Source organism: Burkholderia sp. MSMB2157WGS, from assembly GCF_001532755.1.
In the GTDB taxonomy this organism is placed as follows: Bacteria; Pseudomonadota; Gammaproteobacteria; order Burkholderiales; family Burkholderiaceae; genus Burkholderia.
Window position 1 is genome coordinate 120,991 of the sequence record NZ_LPJG01000029.1, and the last position, 16,904, is coordinate 137,894.

A 16,904-nucleotide genomic window follows, 5' to 3' on the forward strand; every position below is an offset into this window, starting at 1 on the left:
CGACGCTGGCTGTTCGACAACGCTTGACTTAGAGTGAACTCTAACTCCTAACCTTGTTCCTGCCATGTCGAAAACCGTTTCCCAACCCACCGCCGCCGGTCCGCTGACGATCGGGCAAGTCGCCGAACTGACGGGCGTGTCGACGCACACCTTGCGGTATTACGAGCAGGCCGGCCTGCTGCGCGCGATTTCGCGCACGGCGGCCGGGCACCGGCTCTATGCGCCGGCCGACCTCGACTGGCTGGACTTCGTGATGCGCCTGAAGGCGACCGGCATGCCGATCGCGCAGATGCAGGCGTTCGCGGTGCTGCGCGAGCAGGGCGAATCGACGTTCGGCGCGCGGCGCGACTTGCTGGTCGCGCATCGCGACGCGGTGCGCGCGCATATCGCGGAGCTGCAGGCGAGCCTCGATGCGATCGGCGAGAAGATCGCGTACTACGAGGCGCGGGAACGGGAAACGGCACGACGGGCGAATCCTTCTCACGCTTTATCGGAACAGGACGGACACGATGGAACAACTCGTTGAGGATCGCTACACGCGCGGCTGGAACAAACTCAAGGAAATCGACGGCGAAGTGGGCGAACGCGTGATCGCGGCGCTTGCGCCGATCGCGCCGGACTTCGCGCGGCTGCTGGTCGAATTCAGCTTCGGAGACATCTACAGCCGGCCGCAACTCGACCTGAGGGCGCGCGAAATCGCGACGATCGCCGCGCTGGCCGCGCTCGGCAACGCGCAGCCGCAATTGAAGGTGCATATCGAGGCCGCGCTGAACGTCGGCTGCACGCGCGACGAGATCGTCGAGGTGTTCATGCAGATGGCCGTGTACGCGGGGATGCCGGCCGCGCTCAACGCGCTGTTCGCCGCGCGCGAAGTGTTCACGCGCCGCGACGAGGCGGCCGGCGTGGCGGACGACGCGAACGAAGTGGCCGGGCAGCCCGCCTGACGAAGCGTGCGCGCGTGCGTCACGCACGGTGCGGCGCGACGATCCGGTACTTCGCGATGCGCCGGTACAGTGTCGCGCGCGACATGCCGAGCGCGCGGGCGGCCGCGTCGGGCCGCCAGCGATGCGCGGTGAGCGCGGCGACGATGCGGCCGCGCTCGTCGTCCGGCAGCGCGCCCGCCGGGGCGCCGCCGAGTTGCGCGGCGAGGTCGGCCGGCAGGTCGCGCCGCGTTACGCGCGCGGCGTCGCATACCGCGCACGCATAGCGCAACACGTTGCGCAGTTGGCGCACGTTGCCCGGCCATGGGTACGCGGCGAGCTGTTCGGCGAGCGTCGCGTCGAGCGTGAGCACGTGGCCGGTCGCCTGCGCTTCCTCGGCGAATACGGCGGCGATCACGTCGCGCACGTCCGCGCGTTCGCGCAACGGCGGCAGGTCGAACGTCGCGCCGCTCAACCGGTAGTACAGGTCTTCGCGGAACGTGCCGTCGGCCACCATCCGGGGGAGATCGCGGTGGGTCGCGCAGATCACGTCGAGGTCGACGCGCACGGGCGTATCGCTGCCGAGCGGCACCACCTCGCCGTCGGCCAGTACGCGCAACAGACGCGTCTGCAGCGCGAGCGGCATGTCGCCGATTTCATCGAGAAACAGCGTACCGCCGTCGGCGAGCGCGATCTTGCCGCGCGCGCCGTGCTTGCGTGCGCCGGTGAACGCGCCGGCCGCATAACCGAACAGTTCGCTCTCGATCAGCGCTTCCGGCAGCGCGCCGCAGTTGACGGCGATGAACGGCCGCGCGCGCCGTGCGCCGGCGTCGTGGATCGCGCGGGCGAACACTTCCTTGCCCGCGCCGGTTTCGCCGAGCACGAGGATCGGCAGCCGCTTGCTCGCGACCCGCAGCGCGAGTTCCGCCTGTTGCGCGATGTGCGGGTCGCTGCTGTTCAGGAACGGCGTGAGCGCGCCGACGTGACGCGGCGCGGCGGTGCCCGGGCGGCGCGATGCCGCGCCGGGTTCGCGGCCGGCGCGCCGTAGCGGCGCACGCAGCCGCGCGTAGAGCGGCGCGCCGGTCGCGCGCAGCCGCAGCGCGACGATCGCATCGAGCCGCGCGGCGTCGCGCAGCGGCATCTCGGTCGCATCGAAGATCTCGTCGATATGGCGCGGCTCGCGCAACGCCGGCAGCGCGTCGCGCGCGTGCCGGTTCGCGGCGACGATGTTGCCGCATTCGTCGAACGCGATCAGCCACTCGGGCTGCGCCTCGACGTAGTGACGGTTCGGATGCCCGAACAATATCCAGTGCTGCGCGGTGCTGTGCACGAAGTAGCCGTCCTCGATCAGCGCCGCGCTCTGCCGCACGAGCTGGTAGACGAGGCGCTGGCTGTCGCGGCCGTCCGGCGAGTGCACGGCCGACGCGTCGAGCACGCCGATCAGTTCGCCGCCCGGCGAGAAGATCGGCGCCGCGCTGCACGTGAGCGTCGTGAACGCCGCGCGAAAGTGATCGGTCTTGTGCACGGTGATGGGTGCGAGATCGGTCAGCACGCTCGCGACGCCGCAGGTGCCTTCCTCGCTTTCCGACCAGCACGAGCCGATGTGCAGCCCCGCGTGACGGAAGTCGTTGCGGCGTTCGCGGTCGATCCGGTAGTCGATCGTCACGCCGTGCGCGTCGGTCAGCATCACGCAGTAGTCGGCGACGCGGACCATGTCGTGCAGCCGCGTCAGGCACTGGCCCGACGCGCGCAGGAAGGCTTCTTCCTTGTCGCGTACTTCGCGCAGCTCCGCCGCGGTCAGCACGCGCGGGCCGATCGACGAAGCGGGGTCGAGACGGTAGCGCTCCAGCGACCGCTGCCACGACGACACGAGGCGCGCGGAATCCGCCGGCGCGGGCAGGCGTCCGGCGAGCGCGCCAAGGACACGGTCGGCGTGCTGGGCCTGGGGGACGGCGTAGGGCATGGTCGGCTCCGGTTCCGTACGGCGGGATGTCGCCGTTCTTGTAGCACATCCGGTCCGGCGGATCACATTGCATCGCAGCACGCGATGCGCGTGAGACGGTCGTCTCACCGATATCGCAGCACGTCTCGCGTCATTGAGACGGCCGGATGCATGGGGTGCGGCCCGACGCCGCCTGCGCGACGCCGCGCGAACGCTGGGTTTGCGGCGGAACGTCGCGCAGGCGCGAGCGCCGCGACGATCGCGTTCGCCGTATCGGCGACGTGAGACGTCCCGGCGAATTCGATGCGCGCCGTGTCGTCACGGTCGCGCATTCCGAACCCGCGCAGGCCCGCCGCGCCAGTGCGGACGCGGGTTTCGCGGCCGTCGCACGCACGATGGCACGCCGCTTGCAGAGATGAGGGCAAGCCGGCGCGATCGCATCGGCGACGGCGATCCGCCGCCCGTCGATGGCGGCGGACGAAACAGGCGGAGCCGGCGCGCGCCAATGCGCGGGCCCTGCCGACTGGATGGAGACAAACCCGTGACGACGCCCGTTACCGTCGGCGTGATCGCGAACCCCGCGTCGGGGCGCGACATCCGCCGCCTCACGACGCATGCATCCGTGTTTCCGACCGCGGAGAAGGCGAACATGATCGTGCGCCTGCTGGCCGGCCTCGGCGCGATGGGCGTCGAGCGCGTGCTGACGCTGCGCGACCGCACGGGCATCGCGACGCTGCTGCTGCGCGCGATCGACACGCATCGCGCGGTCGCGCCGCACGAGCGCTGGCCCGAGGTCGAATTCGTCGACCTGCCGATCACCGATACCGTCGCCGACACGCAGGCCGGCGCGGCCTATCTGCACCGGATGGACGTGTCGCTGATCGTCGTGCTCGGCGGCGACGGCACCCATCGCGCGGTGGCCGCGCATTGCGGCGCGACGCCGCTCGTCGCGCTGTCCACCGGCACCAACAACGCGTTCCCCGAACATCGCGAGGCGACCGTCGCCGGCGTCGCGGCAGGGCTCGCCGCGAGCGGCGCGGTGCCGGCCGAGGTCGCGTTCGTGCGCAACAAGCGGCTCGTCGTGCGCTGTGTCGCGGGCGCGCAGCCGGGGCGCGAAGAGATCGCGCTCGTCGACGTGTGCGCCGCGCGGCAGCGCTTCGTCGGCGCGCGCGCGATCTCCGGCTCCGACGACATCGACTCGCTCTACCTGACGTTCGCGGAACCGGACGGCATCGGCCTGTCCGCGCTCGGCGGCGCATGGGCGCCGTTGGAACGCAGCGCGCCGCACGGGCTTGCAATGCGCTTCGCGCAAGCCGGCAACGCGGCCGGCACGCCGCTCGTCGCGCCGATCGCGCCGGGGCGCGTCGACCGTGTCGTGATGCGCAGTTGCGAGCGGCTCGAGCCGGGTGCGTGGCACGCGATTCCGTTCGAGCGCGGCACGCTCGCGTTCGACGGCGAGCGCGAGATCGAGGTCGCGCGCGGCGATCGCTACGAGATTTCGCTCGATTGGCGCGGGCCGTTGACGGTCGACGTCGGCCGCACGCTGCGCTACGCATCGTCGCGGCAATTGCTGCGCGACGCCGGTGCGCGGCACGAGTGAACGCCAAAGTCCGCCGTCGCGGCTTGGCCGGGGCGGCATTCGCAGTCAGACCTACCCAGGAGACACACATGACCGCTTCGACACAGCTCAGCAGGGACACGCTGCTGGACGCCTACCGGCTGATGCGCACGATCCGCGAATTCGAGGAACGTCTGCACGTCGAATTCGCGACCGGCGAGATTCCCGGCTTCGTTCATCTGTACGCGGGCGAGGAGGCGTCCGCCGTCGGCACGATGCTGCACCTCGGCCTCGACGACTACGTGGCCACCACGCACCGCGGCCACGGCCATTGCATCGCGAAGGGCGTCGACGTGCACGGGATGATGGCCGAAATCTACGGCAAGAAGACGGGCGTCTGCCACGGCAAGGGCGGCTCGATGCACATCGCCGACCTGTCGATGGGGATGCTCGGCGCGAACGGGATCGTCGGCGCGGGCGGCCCGCTCGTGTGCGGCGCGGCGCTCGCGGCCAAGCACAGGAAGACGGGTGGCGTCGGCGTGTGCTTCTTCGGCGACGGCGCGTCGAACCAGGGCGTGATCTTCGAATCGATGAACCTCGCGTCGGTGTGGCGGCTGCCCGCGATCTTCGTCGCCGAAAACAACGGCTATGCGGAAGCGACGTCGTCGAGCTGGTCGGTTGCGACCGACAACATCGCCGATCGGGCGAACGGGTTCGGGATGCCGGGCGTGATCGTCGACGGCTTCGACTTCTTCGCGGTGCACGAGGCGCTGGGCGAGGCCGTCGAGCGTGCGCGCAACGGCGGCGGCCCGACGCTCGTCGAGGTGAAGTTCACGCGCTACTTCGGCCATTTCGAGGGCGATGCGCAAACCTACCGCGCGCCAGGCGAAGTGCAGAAGCTGCGCGACGAGAAGGACTGCCTGAAGCATTTCGAAACGCGCGTCGTGCGTGCCGAAGCGCTGACCGCCGACGACCTGCGCGCGATCGACGCCCAGGTGAAGGCGCTGATCGACGACGCGGTCGCGCAGGCGAAGGCGGCGCCGCTGCCGGATGCCGCCGACCTGCTCGCCGACGTCTACGTGTCGTATCCGTGAGCGCGGGTTGACCCGGCGGCCGACATGGCGAACCGAACATTCCAGGAGACAGACATGGCAAGGAAGATCACTTATTCGCAGGCGATCAACGAGGCGCTCGCGCAGGAAATGGCGCGCGACGACAGCGTGATCGTGATGGGCGAGGACAACGCGGGCGGCGCGGGCGCGCCGGGCGAGGATGACGCGTGGGGCGGCGTGCTCGGCGTGACGAAGGGGTTGTTCCACAAGTTTCCGGGCCGCGTGCTCGATACGCCGCTGTCGGAGGGCGGCTACATCGGCGCGGCGGTCGGCGCGGCCGCGTGCGGGATGCGGCCCGTCGCGGAACTGATGTTCGTCGACTTCATGGGCGTGTGCTTCGACCAGATCTTCAACCAGGCCGCGAAATTCCGCTACATGTTCGGCGGCAAGGCCGTGACGCCGGTCGTGATCCGCGCGATGTACGGCGCCGGCCTGCGCGCGGCCGCGCAGCACTCGCAGATGCTCACGTCGCTGTTCACGCACATCCCGGGGCTGAAGGTCGTGTGCCCGTCGACGCCGTACGACGCGAAGGGGCTGCTGATCCAGGCGATCCGCGACAACGATCCCGTGATCTTCCTCGAACACAAGCTGCTTTATACGCGCGAGGGCGATGTCCCGGAGGAATCCTATGCGATTCCGTTCGGCGAGGCGAACGTGACGCGCGACGGCGACGACGCGACGATCGTCACGTACGGCCGGATGGTGCATCTCGCGATGGACGCGGCCGCGACGCTCGCGAAGGACGGCATCCAGTGCGACGTGATCGACCTGCGCACGACGTCGCCGCTCGACGAGGAAACGATTCTCGAGAGCGCCGGGCGTACCGGGCGCGTGGTGGTCGTCGACGAAGCGAACCCGCGCTGCTCGATCGCGACCGACATCGCCGCGCTCGTCGCGCAGCGCGCGTTCCGCTCGCTGAAGGCGCCGATCGAGCTCGTCACCGCGCCGCATACGCCCGCGCCGTTCGCCGGCGTGCTGGAAGACCTGTATATCCCGTCCGCCGATGCGATTGCGCAGGCGGTCCTGAAGACGAGGAGCTGACACGATGTCGATTCACATGATCACGATGCCCAAGTGGGGGCTGTCGATGGAGCAGGGGCAGGTCAACGGCTGGCTGAAGGCGATCGGCGAACGCGTGACGAAGGGCGACGAGGTGCTCGACGTCGAGACCGACAAGATCTCGTCGGGCGTCGAGTGCGCGTTCGACGGCACGCTGCGCCGGCAGGTCGCGCAGGAGGGCGAGACGCTGCCCGTCGGCGCGCTGCTCGGCGTCGTCGCGGCCGCCGATGCGAGCGACGCCGACATCGATGCGGCGATCGCCGACTTCCAGCGCGATTTCGTGCCGAGCGCGGCTGCCGACGAGGCGGCCGGCCCGCAGCCGGAGAAGGCGCAGATCGGCGGCCGCACGATCCGCTTCCTGAAGCTGGGCGACGGTGCGGGCACGCCGGCCGTGCTGATCCACGGCTTCGGCGGCGACCTGAACAACTGGCTGTTCAATCACGCCGATCTCGCCGCGCACCGGCCGGTGTGGGCGCTCGATCTGCCCGGCCACGGCGAGTCGGGCAAGGCGGTCGAGACCGGCAGCCTCGACGAGCTGGCCGACGCGGTGTTCGCGCTGCTCGATGCGCAGCACATCGAGCGCGCGCACCTGATCGGCCATTCGATGGGCGGCGCGGTCGCGATGACGGCGGCCGAGCGTGCGCCGCAACGCGTCGCATCGCTCACGCTGATCGCGAGCGCGGGGCTCGGCGCCGACATCAACCGCGCGTACATCGACGGCTTCGTCGCCGGCAACAGCCGCAACACGCTGAAGCCGCACCTCGGCGCGCTGTTCGCGGACAACGCGCTGGTCACGCGGCAGCTCGTCGAGGATCTCGTCAAGTACAAGCGGCTCGAAGGCGTGCAGGCCGCGCTCGAGAAAATCGCGCATGCCGCGTTCGACGGCGCCACGCAGCGGCGCGTGTTCCGCGACCGGCTCGCGACGCTTGCGCCGCGCACGCTCGTGATCTGGGGCGAGCGCGACCAGGTGATTCCCGCGCAGCATGCGCAGGGTTTGCCGGACGGCGTGCGCGCCGAGGTGATCGCCGGCAGCGGCCACATGGTGCAGATGGAGGCGGCCGCCGACGTGAACCGCCTGATCGTCGCGTTCCTCGGAGACTGACGATGGCCGCCGCGCTCGAACGACCCAGCCTCACGGCGCTCGGCCAGCCCGGCGCGCGAAGTCGCGACAAGCTCGCGCGCATTCCGGTGCGCGTCGAGCCCGCGGCCGGCGCGGTCTTGCCGAAGCCGTCGTGGCTGCGCGCACGGCCGATGATGAGCGCGGCGGTGGCCGACATGGCCGCCGTGCTGCGCGAGCATCGGCTGCATTCCGTCTGCGAGGAGGCGATGTGTCCGAACATCGGCGAATGCTTCGCGCAGCGCACCGCGACCTTCATGATCATGGGCGGGCTGTGTACGCGGCGGTGCGCGTTCTGCGATGTCGCGCACGGCCGTCCCGAGCCGCTCGATCCCGGCGAGCCCGCGCGGCTGGCCGACGCGGCGGCGTCGCTCGGGTTGCGCTACGTCGTGATCACGTCGGTCGACCGCGACGACCTGCGCGACGGCGGCGCCGCGCATTTCGCCGCATGCATCGCGGCGGTGCGCGCGCGCGTGCCGGGCATCGGCGTCGAGGTGCTGACGCCGGACTTCCGCGGCCGCGCGGCCCGTGCGCTCGACGCGTTGTCGTCGGCGTGGCCCGACGTGTTCAATCACAACCTCGAGACGGTGCCGTCGCTGTACCGGGCGGCGCGGCCGGGCGCCGACTATCGCGGCTCGCTCGAGCTGCTCGCGCAGGCGAAGGCCGCGCGGCCGACGCTCGTGACGAAATCGGGACTGATGCTCGGGCTCGGCGAACGCGACGACGAGGTGCGCGACACGCTGCGCGACCTGCGCGCGCACGAGGTCGACGTGCTGACGCTCGGCCAGTATCTCGCGCCGTCGGCGCACCATCTGCCGGTGCGGCGCTACGTGAGTCCGGACGCCTTCGCCGCCTGGCGCGACGAGGCGCTCGCGCTCGGTTTCAGGGAAGTCGTCGCCGGCCCGCTCGTGCGGTCGTCGTATCACGCGGCCGACGTGCTGGAGCGCGCGTAGCGCGCCGTACGTCAGGCCGCGGCGGTGGCGGGCGCGCGGCCGATGTGGCGCAGGTACAGCACGAGCCCCGCGCCCGCCAGCATCAGGCTGACCGTGTTCGCGAACCAGAAGCCGCGCGCGCCGGTCAGCCACGCGGGCGCGATGCCGCCGACGTCGAAGCCGAGCACGTAGCCGCCGCTGAGTCCGACGCCCCACAGCGCGACCGCATAGATCACGGTCGGCACGACCGCCACCTTGTATGCGCGCAGCACGAACGCCGACGTGACCTGCAGCGCATCGAACACGTGGTAGCACGCGACGATCGCGACGAGCGGCATCGCGGCCGCGGCGACGGCCGGGTTCGGCGTATAGCCGCCGATGATCAGCGGGCGCAGCGCGAACACGAGCACGCCGTAGGCGGCCGCCACGCCGCACGCGAACATCACGCTGTGCCGGCCGAGCAGCCGGGCTTCCTCGACGCGTCCGGCGCCGAGCGCGCGCGCGACCAGCGTCGACGCCGCCACGCCGATCGACAGCGGCGTCATGTACAGCACCGCGCCGATGTTGCCGGCGATCTGGTGGCCGGCGAGCGTCGTCGTGCCGAACTGCGCGATGAACAGCGCCATGCATGTGTAGGACGTGACTTCGATCAGGTACGACAGACCCATCGGCACGCCGAGTTTCAGGATCGCCTTCTGGCGCGCCCACACGGGCCAGCAGAAGCGCGAGAAGATCGCGAGCGGCGCGAACACGTCGAGCTTCGCGAGCAGCGCGTAGCCGATCAGCGCGAGCGCCCAGTTGATCAGCGTGCTGGCGAGGCCGCAGCCGGGGCCGCCGAGCGCCGGTACGCCGAAGCCGCCGAAGATGAACCACACGTTCAGCGGAAACTTGAGCAGCAGCGCGCCGATCTGCAGGATCATCGCGAGCCGCGGCTTGCCGGCCGCGTTGGTCAGCGCGTTGTAGATGCGGAAGACGAGGCTGGCGGGCAGCCCGTACGACAGGATGCGCAGGTAGTCGACGGTACGGTCGTGCAGCGCGGCGGGTGCGTGCGCGACGCGCAGCAGCGGTTCGGGAAAATGCAGCAGCAGGAAGCCCGGAATCGAGAGCAGCAGCGCGAGCCACAGCGCCTGGCGCACTTCCTCGCCGATCTCGGCATAGCGCCGCGCGCCGTACAGCTGCCCGGTGATCGGCTGCAGCGCGGACAGGATGCCGGTCAGGCCGATGTAGATCGAGACGTAGATCGACGAGCCGAGCCCCAGCGCGGCGAGATCGACGGCCGAGTAGCGGCCGACCATCGCGGTGTCGATCACGCCGAACGCGATGATCGCGAGCTGGCCGACCAGCACCGGCCACGCGAGACCGACGATCCGGCGGATGTCGCCGAGCATCGTCAATCGGCCGCCTGGCGGCGCGGCGGACGCCGCTTGACGGGCGTCTTCGGCCGTTCGATGCGCTCGTACAGGCGGAAGCGCTCGTCGCGGTCGGCGACGCGGCGGCCTTCCCAGACGAGACGCCACACGTATTGCGACATCGCGCTCGGCTCGCCGAAGTCGGCGCGGTCCTGGCGCAGGATCACGTCGCAGTCGCCGGAGAAATCGAAGTGCATGTTGCCGAAGTACGCGAAGGTCGCGATCTGCGCGTCGCCGAGCCGCACCGGCGAAATGCACTCGTAGTCGGACGGTAGGTGTACGGCGATCTGTTGCGCGACGTCGCGATAGGTGCGGCCGTAGTTGACGATCGGCAGCCACAGCGTCATCAGCAGCACCCACATCAGCGTGGTGCCCGCGCTCGACAGCACGACGCTGCGCCACAGCACCTTCGGCTGTCGCGAGACGCGCCAGCGCACGAGGAAGCACCAGCACACGGTGACGATCACCGCGCAGACGAACGACAGGATCTTGAAATGCGGCTCGTAGCCGGGCACGAGGCGCGCGAGGTTGCGCGCGAGCGGATGCGGGAAGCCGGTGAGCGACGCGAGCCATACGAGCCACACGAAGGTGCCGAGGATCGTGAAGCTCAGCACCGCGAACCAGTCGATCGCGTTGATCGCGCCGCGCTTGAGGGTCGGCAGCGCGAACGTCGCGAGCACCGCGAGCGGCGGCAGCAGCAGCATGTACATGCGGTTCGACTGCTGGCTTTGCAGGATCACGAGCGCGACGAGCGGCACGGCAACCGACAGCGGAATCGCGATGTGCGCACGGCGGCGCATGCCGGCCCAGCTCCACCACGCCCAGATCGCGAGCGGCCACGCGGGCCACGTGAACAGCGGCAGGTTCTTCGCCGCATAGCCGAGCACGGCCGTCGGCGGGCCCGAAAAGCGCATCAGGCTGCCGTGAATCCACTGGTTGAAGAACCAGGCGGCGTCGTCCGGCGCCGCGACGAAGGCGGCGAGCGGCCAGAGCGCGAAGATCGCGGCCGCGAGCGGCACGCCGACCAGCGGCAGGCGCAGGTTGCGCATCTCGGGCGTCACGAGCCACAGCGCGGCCGTGCCCGCGAGCAGCGCGACGACCAGCACCGGGTTGCCGGACAGCGCGACGAGGCCGATCGCGAGGCCCCACCACAGTGCGCCTTGCAGCGGCTTGTCGATGCCGCGCACGATCCCGTAGACGAGCATCGCGATCCACGCGAACTGCGCAAGCTGCGGCGTCGTTTCGTGCCCGCGTTCCGCGAGGCCGAAGCAGGCGACGAGCACCAGCAGCGCGCCGTCCGCGAGCGTGCGGCCGTAGTCGCGCGGCTCGGGTTCGCCGCCGAATGCGTATTTGAACGGTTGAACCTCGGCGCGCCGGCCGAGGAGGTAGGCCGCGTACCAGACGAACGCGCACGCGACGCAGAACAGCACACCGGTGTCGACGCGCGACGCGTTGCTCGCGTCGACCCACGGGCCGAGGCCGCGGATCGACAGCGCGCCGAGCCAGTAGCCGAGCGGCCCGTCGGTCGTGATGAACTTGCCGACCAGGTTCGGCAGCAGCCAGTCGTGCCAGCCGCCCTTGGCCATCGTCCACATCACGCCGAAGCCCGCCGCATCCTCGTTTTTCCACGGGTCGCGACCGAACAGGCCGAACGCCGCGTAAACGCAGCAGAGCGTGAGCAGCAGCCAGCGCGGCAGCGCACGCGTGGCGGAGGCGGTGAGACGGACGACAGGCTTCATGCAGATGAGCGATTTGTTATGGGCGGGCGGCCGGCGCGGTGGCGCGCGGTCGAGCCGGTTTCGAGCATCCGGCATTGTAGTCGCGCCCGCTGTTGTGCGTCAGGTCGTTGCCCGGGCGCGGGATGGCGCTTCCCGGCGAGCAGAGACAAAAAAGGGCAGCCTGGGCTGCCCTTTCGTGCGGTACCGGTGCGTTGCAACCACCGGATCGGTGCAAAGCTTACTTTGCTGCAGCCTTGCCGTTCGCGCGTGCGCCGAACTTGTTCTTGAACTTCTCGACACGGCCTGCCGTGTCCATGATCTTTTGCTGACCCGTGTAGAACGAGTGCGATTCCGACGACACTTCGATCTTGGCGAGCGGGTAGGTCTTGCCTTCGTGTTCGATGGTTTCACGCGTCTGGATCGTCGAGCGCGTGATGAACTTGAAGCCGTTCGACATGTCTTGGAAGACGACTTCGCGGTAGTCCGGGTGAATGCCAGGTTTCATGATTTTCCTTGGTGATAGCGGTAGCCAACCCGCCGCTTGCCGTGTCGAGCCGCCCCGATGGGAGCGATTCGGCCGCCGTCAAGCCCGGCGCGAGCCACTTGCCTAAGGTCGAAAAACGGCGATTATGCCAGAAAATCAGACGGTTGACGAATAATTTTCATCGCGCGTCGAGTGCGCCGGTGCCGGCCGGATCCTGCCGGTAGTAGCGCGCGAGCAGCCGGTACAGCTCCGGAAATTCGGACTCGAACGCTTTCGGCCGCACGAACAGCGCCTCGCTGCACACCGCGAAGAATTCCGACGGGTGATCGGCCGCATAGGGATCGATCAGCGAGTCCCGCTCGAAGCGCGCCCACGCGCGGTCCGGCACCGCGTCGACGCGCGCGCAGAACTGGTCGTACGCGTGTTCGAACACGTCGGCCCACGCCTGCGCGTCGAGATGCGGCGCATGCCAGCGGCGAAAAAGGGGCGGATAGCCGTCGGCCGCGCCGTTGACCATGTCGATCTTGTGCGCGAACTCGTGGATCACGACGTTGTATGCGTCCCGACCGTCCGTCATCTGCGCGTCTTCCCACGACAGGATCACGGGGCCGCCTTCCCAAGCCTCGCCGCTCGCATCCTGCTCGACTTCGTGGACGACGCCGTCCTCGTCCTGCACGGTCTTGCGGATCACGAATTCGCCCGGATACACGACGACGCCGACCCAGCCGTCGTACAGCGACAGGTCGAGATTCAGCACGGGCAGGCAGGCCTGCGCGGCGATCGCGACGATCATCGCGTCGGTCAGCTCGAGCCCGTGCGCGGTCGAAAACGACTTCCTCGCGATGAACAGGCTCGTCAGCTCTCGCAGCCGGGCCAAATCGGCGGGCGGCAGCGCGTCGAGAAACGGCAGCCGCGCGACGGTGTCCTGCCACAACGCATCGGAAATCGGGTGGCTGCGCAGCGCGCGGTCGCGGCGGCGGTCGTCGAACCAGCGGGTCAGTTTCGAAAGCATGGAGGCGGCGGACGAAAATCCAAAGCCTGTCTTTTAACTCAATCGATCTGTTTTTGCCATGCCGCGAAGAGGCCGCCGACGAGCGCCACGCCCGCGAGGAAGTAAAAGCCGTCGAGCGACGTGAGGAACGACGCCTGTTGCGCCACCATCCGCGCGATCGACGCGATCGCGAGGCCGTGCGCATCGTTCGGCGCGTGGCCGGCGGCCGCAAAGCTGCGCGTCAGCGCATCGACGGTCTGCTGGAACAGCGGATCGAACGCGTTCGCGCGCTCGACGAGCCGTGTCTGGTGCACGGCCAGCCGGTGCTGCTCGACGATGATCACCGACGACGTCGCGAACGAGATCGTCAGTTGCCGCACGATGTTCTTCAGCCGGTAGCCGTGCGTGTATTCGTCGATCGCGAAAATCCGGAACGTGAGGTTCGCGACCGGCAGCACGATGAACAGCAGCAGCAACCCGCGCAGCAGCAGCGGGACGATCAGCGCGGCTTCGCCGACCTGCGGCGTCATCCGCGTCATCCACAGCGCGGCCGTGACGGCGATCGCGAACCCCGGCACGACGAACCACTTCTTGTGCGTGACGAATTTCGCGTAGCGCAGGTAGGCGAACAGCGCGGTGGCCGAGATCAGCGACATCGTGCCCACCAGGCGCCCGGCGTTCTCGACCGGATAGCCGAGCCCGCCCTCGAGGAACCGCGACGTCAGATAACTGAAGCCCGTCGTCTCGTAGTAATAGAACATGTAGAGCAGCAGCCCGATCTGGAACGTCCGCTCGCGAAACGCGTGCAGCCGCACGAGCGGCGTCGGGTGATGCCACTGGTGATACGCGAACCACGCGAGCGCGCCGAGCCCCGCGATCGTCAGCACGATCAGCATCGGCGAGCCGCTGTAGAGCTGGTAATGCACCTGCTGCAGCACGATCTGCAGCGCCCCTTGCGCGAGCGCGAACACGACGTACGGCCAGAAGTGTCCGGAGCCGCGTTCGTCGTCCGGCGTGCGGCCCGAATCGGGCAGCGTGAGCAACGCGAGGATCGCGAACGCGATGCCGGCCGGCGCGGTGCACGCGAACAGGGCGCGCCACGTCGAATGCGCGACCAGCAGCCCGCCGACGATCGGTGCGAGCGCGCTGCCGAGCAGGATCATGATCAGGAAAGCGCGCGTCGCGGGCGGCCGTTCCTGCGGCTTGAAGCTGATCTGGATCAGGATCCGGCACGCGCCCATCATCGGGCCGATGAAATAGCCCTGGAAGCCGCGCGCGAACGCGAGCGCCAGCGACGTGTCGGCCAGCGCCGCCGCGATCGCGCCGAGCGAGAACATCAGCATGCAGCCCGCGACGTAGCGGCGATGGCCGAGCCGGTCGACCCACCATTGCTGCTGCAGGATGCCGAGCACGGCCGCGACCGCGTAGGCGCTCGACGACCAGACGAGTTCGTCGGGCGACGCGTTGATGCCGCCCGCGATGTAGCTCGCGAAGAACGAGAACACGGCGTTGTCGAAGTAGTCGATGCCGGTGACGAGCGCGAGGGCCCACGGGAACAGATCCCCGCGCAGGTTCGCGCGGCTCCACAGCGGCGGCCGGCCAGGCACCGCGTTCATTCGCGATCCTTGCGTGCGGCCCGCGTACCGGCTTCGGCCTGCCGCTGCGCGATCAGCGCGTCGGCGTTTTCGCCGGCGAGGCGCCGTTCGACGTAGTCGACGTCGTGTTGCAACTCCTTGCGCAGCGCGACGGCCTCCTTCAGCTCGCGCTGAACGGCCGCGATCCGTCGGTCCAGCGTATCGATCTGCCCGGCGAGGCCGGCGCGGATCTCGCGCAGCGACGCCTCCGAATAGCGGCGCCGGCCGTCGCCTGTTTCTTCCAGCGGGCGCTTCAGCATTTCGGTGATGCCGTGCAGCGAGAAGCCGAGCGCACGCAATCGCAGGATGCGCGCGAAGCGCTCCAGGTCAGCTTCGTCGTAAAGGCGGTAGCGGCCTTCGCTGCGCGACGGCGTAACGAGCCCGCGCTCTTCGTAATATTTGAGCGTGCGCGGCGTGACGCCGAGCCGCGACGCGGCGTCGCTGACGGTCAATAGCGTGGTGGAGGCATCGTTCGGCATCGGTCGGGGAGGTTCGACAGGGACAATGACGCGATTATAGATCAACCTGTACGTTCACGTTCAGGTTGGGATCGAAAAACGGCCGCCGGCAGGATGCACGGGCGGCCGTGTCGCGGAGCGGGGCCGATCAGCCGCCGCGGCGCATCAGGTCGAAGAACTCGGAATTGCTCTTCGTTTGGCGGATCTTGTCGAGCAGGAATTCCATGGCCTCGACTTCGTCCATGTCGTGAATGAACTTGCGCAGCACCCAGATCTTCTGAAGGATCTCGGGCTTGATCAGCATTTCCTCGCGACGCGTGCCCGACTTGTTCAGATTGATCGACGGGTAGACGCGCTTTTCCGCGAGGCGGCGCTCGAGGTGCACTTCCATGTTGCCGGTGCCCTTGAACTCTTCGTAGATCACGTCGTCCATGCGGCTGCCGGTTTCGATCAGCGCGGTGCCGATGATCGTCAGCGAACCGCCTTCCTCGATGTTGCGCGCCGCGCCGAAGAAGCGCTTCGGACGCTGCAGCGCGTTCGCGTCGACACCGCCCGTCAGCACCTTGCCCGATGCCGGAATCACGGTGTTGTACGCGCGCGCGAGACGCGTGATCGAGTCGAGCAGGATCACGACGTCGTGCTTCATTTCGACGAGGCGCTTGGCCTTCTCGATCACCATTTCGGCGACCTGGACGTGACGCGTGGCCGGTTCGTCGAACGTCGACGCGATCACTTCGCCGGCGACCGAGCGCTGCATTTCGGTCACTTCTTCCGGGCGCTCGTCGATCAGCAGCACGAACAGGATCACGTCCGGGTGGTTCTGCTTGATCGCGTGCGCGATGTGCTGGAGCATCACGGTCTTGCCCGACTTCGGCGACGCGACGAGCAGGCCGCGCTGGCCCTTGCCGATCGGCGCGATCATGTCGATGATGCGGCCGGTGACGTTCTCTTCGCCGCGCATTTCGCGCTCGAGCGACAGCGGCTTGTTCGGGTGCAGCGGCGTGAGGTTCTCGAACATGATCTTGTGTTTCGAGGCCTCGGGCGGCTGCCCGTTGACTTTGTCGACCTTCACCAGCGCGAAGTAGCGCTCGCCGTCCTTCGGCGTGCGGACTTCACCTTCGATGGTATCGCCGGTGTGCAGGTTGAAGCGACGGATCTGCGACGGGCTGATGTAGATGTCGTCGGTGCTCGCGAGGTACGACATTTCCGGCGAGCGCAGGAAGCCGAAGCCGTCCGGCAGCACTTCGAGCGTGCCGTCGCCGAAGATCGTCTCTCCCGTCTTGGCGCGCTTTTTGAGAATGGCGAACATCAACTCCTGCTTGCGCAGGCGGTTCGCGTTTTCGATCTCCAGGCCATTGGCCATTTCGATCAGTTCGGACACGTGCAGAGACTTGAGCTCGGATAAATGCATACGGAGAACCCGCCAGGGAGGAGATGCGACGAAAGAAAATAAGGGAGGAGGGCGAGCGGAAGCGCTCAGAGACTTAAATGCGTCTTGCCGACGTTTTTTAATTCTAGCATAGGCCGATTCGCGCTTGAGCGAGCGATCGGCGGCTTGCCGACGGACGTG

The 16,904-nt window shown here is 68.7% G+C and carries 15 protein-coding genes; 7 read left to right on the forward strand and 8 right to left on the reverse strand.

What is annotated here, in order from left to right:
* Positions 1-64 precede the first annotated feature (64 nt).
* Entirely contained in the window at positions 65-526 is a 462-nt protein-coding gene (locus WT53_RS18360; protein WP_034207467.1) for a MerR family transcriptional regulator, read from the forward strand.
* Entirely contained in the window at positions 510-944 is a 435-nt protein-coding gene (locus WT53_RS18365) for a carboxymuconolactone decarboxylase family protein (RefSeq protein ID WP_034207466.1), read from the forward strand. The genes WT53_RS18360 and WT53_RS18365 overlap by 17 nt, the downstream gene beginning before the upstream one ends.
* A 19-nt stretch (positions 945-963) precedes the next feature.
* Here the strand turns inward: WT53_RS18365 and WT53_RS18370 are convergent, their stop codons facing one another.
* Positions 964-2,883, reverse strand: coding sequence for a sigma-54-dependent Fis family transcriptional regulator (locus WT53_RS18370; protein WP_034207465.1), 1,920 nt, complete (start codon positions 2,881-2,883; stop codon positions 964-966).
* Between the two features lie 520 nt (positions 2,884-3,403).
* On the opposite strand from WT53_RS18370, the gene WT53_RS18380 reads away from it, so the two are divergent.
* The 5 genes from WT53_RS18380 to lipA all read left to right on the forward strand — a co-directional run bounded on the left by WT53_RS18380 (position 3,404) and on the right by lipA (position 8,661).
* Entirely contained in the window at positions 3,404-4,462 is a 1,059-nt protein-coding gene (locus tag WT53_RS18380) for an ATP-NAD kinase family protein (RefSeq protein ID WP_034207463.1), read from the forward strand.
* Positions 4,463-4,530: 68 nt separating this feature from the next.
* The gene (locus WT53_RS18385) at positions 4,531-5,514 is read left to right on the forward strand and encodes a thiamine pyrophosphate-dependent dehydrogenase E1 component subunit alpha (RefSeq protein ID WP_034207462.1); all 984 of its coding nucleotides are present in this window, start codon (positions 4,531-4,533) and stop codon (positions 5,512-5,514) included.
* 54 nt (positions 5,515-5,568) lie between these two features.
* Complete coding sequence (locus WT53_RS18390) at positions 5,569-6,573, forward strand: alpha-ketoacid dehydrogenase subunit beta (protein WP_034207461.1); 1,005 nt, start codon at positions 5,569-5,571, stop codon at positions 6,571-6,573.
* A gap of 4 nt (positions 6,574-6,577) precedes the next feature.
* Positions 6,578-7,693 (forward strand): acetoin dehydrogenase dihydrolipoyllysine-residue acetyltransferase subunit, encoded by a 1,116-nt coding sequence (locus WT53_RS18395; protein ID WP_034207460.1) that lies wholly within the window; start codon positions 6,578-6,580, stop codon positions 7,691-7,693.
* A gap of 2 nt (positions 7,694-7,695) precedes the next feature.
* Positions 7,696-8,661 (forward strand): lipoyl synthase, encoded by a 966-nt coding sequence (gene lipA, locus WT53_RS18400; protein ID WP_034207459.1) that lies wholly within the window; start codon positions 7,696-7,698, stop codon positions 8,659-8,661.
* Between the two features lie 11 nt (positions 8,662-8,672).
* On the opposite strand, the gene WT53_RS18405 is transcribed toward lipA, so the two are convergent.
* The 7 genes from WT53_RS18405 to rho form a co-directional block, all read right to left on the reverse strand.
* Complete coding sequence (locus WT53_RS18405) at positions 8,673-10,028, reverse strand: MATE family efflux transporter (protein WP_034207458.1); 1,356 nt, start codon at positions 10,026-10,028, stop codon at positions 8,673-8,675.
* 2 nt (positions 10,029-10,030) lie between these two features.
* On the reverse strand, positions 10,031-11,863 hold the full coding sequence (locus WT53_RS18410; protein ID WP_034207457.1) for a glycosyltransferase family 39 protein: 1,833 nt from the start codon (positions 11,861-11,863) through the stop codon (positions 10,031-10,033).
* Between the two features lie 142 nt (positions 11,864-12,005).
* Complete coding sequence (locus WT53_RS18415) at positions 12,006-12,272, reverse strand: type B 50S ribosomal protein L31 (protein ID WP_011549676.1); 267 nt, start codon at positions 12,270-12,272, stop codon at positions 12,006-12,008.
* A gap of 157 nt (positions 12,273-12,429) precedes the next feature.
* The gene (locus WT53_RS18420) at positions 12,430-13,263 is read right to left on the reverse strand and encodes a zinc-dependent peptidase (RefSeq protein WP_034207456.1); all 834 of its coding nucleotides are present in this window, start codon (positions 13,261-13,263) and stop codon (positions 12,430-12,432) included.
* A 38-nt stretch (positions 13,264-13,301) separates the two neighbouring features.
* Entirely contained in the window at positions 13,302-14,858 is a 1,557-nt protein-coding gene (locus tag WT53_RS18425; protein ID WP_034207455.1) for an MFS transporter, read from the reverse strand.
* A complete protein-coding gene (locus WT53_RS18430; protein ID WP_034207454.1) occupies positions 14,855-15,355 on the reverse strand; it encodes a MerR family transcriptional regulator in 501 nt (166 codons plus the stop codon). Before WT53_RS18430 ends, WT53_RS18425 begins: the two co-directional genes overlap by 4 nt.
* Before the next feature lie 127 nt (positions 15,356-15,482).
* A complete protein-coding gene (gene rho / locus WT53_RS18435) occupies positions 15,483-16,745 on the reverse strand; it encodes a transcription termination factor Rho (RefSeq protein WP_006478662.1) in 1,263 nt (420 codons plus the stop codon).
* Between the last annotated feature and the right edge of the window lie 159 nt (positions 16,746-16,904).

Coding starts and splice junctions, on each gene's coding strand:
- rho (WP_006478662.1), bottom strand. CDS start 16,745: ATGCATTTATCCGAGCTCAAGTCTCTGCACGTGTCCGAACTGATCGAA.
- WT53_RS18395 (WP_034207460.1), top strand. CDS start 6,578: ATGTCGATTCACATGATCACGATGCCCAAGTGGGGGCTGTCGATGGAG.
- WT53_RS18360 (WP_034207467.1), top strand. CDS start 65: ATGTCGAAAACCGTTTCCCAACCCACCGCCGCCGGTCCGCTGACGATC.
- WT53_RS18365 (WP_034207466.1), top strand. CDS start 510: ATGGAACAACTCGTTGAGGATCGCTACACGCGCGGCTGGAACAAACTC.
- WT53_RS18430 (WP_034207454.1), bottom strand. CDS start 15,355: ATGCCGAACGATGCCTCCACCACGCTATTGACCGTCAGCGACGCCGCG.
- lipA (WP_034207459.1), top strand. CDS start 7,696: ATGGCCGCCGCGCTCGAACGACCCAGCCTCACGGCGCTCGGCCAGCCC.
- WT53_RS18390 (WP_034207461.1), top strand. CDS start 5,569: ATGGCAAGGAAGATCACTTATTCGCAGGCGATCAACGAGGCGCTCGCG.
- WT53_RS18370 (WP_034207465.1), bottom strand. CDS start 2,883: ATGCCCTACGCCGTCCCCCAGGCCCAGCACGCCGACCGTGTCCTTGGC.
- WT53_RS18425 (WP_034207455.1), bottom strand. CDS start 14,858: ATGAACGCGGTGCCTGGCCGGCCGCCGCTGTGGAGCCGCGCGAACCTG.
- WT53_RS18420 (WP_034207456.1), bottom strand. CDS start 13,263: ATGCTTTCGAAACTGACCCGCTGGTTCGACGACCGCCGCCGCGACCGC.
- WT53_RS18415 (WP_011549676.1), bottom strand. CDS start 12,272: ATGAAACCTGGCATTCACCCGGACTACCGCGAAGTCGTCTTCCAAGAC.
- WT53_RS18385 (WP_034207462.1), top strand. CDS start 4,531: ATGACCGCTTCGACACAGCTCAGCAGGGACACGCTGCTGGACGCCTAC.
- WT53_RS18405 (WP_034207458.1), bottom strand. CDS start 10,028: ATGCTCGGCGACATCCGCCGGATCGTCGGTCTCGCGTGGCCGGTGCTG.
- WT53_RS18410 (WP_034207457.1), bottom strand. CDS start 11,863: ATGCCGGATGCTCGAAACCGGCTCGACCGCGCGCCACCGCGCCGGCCG.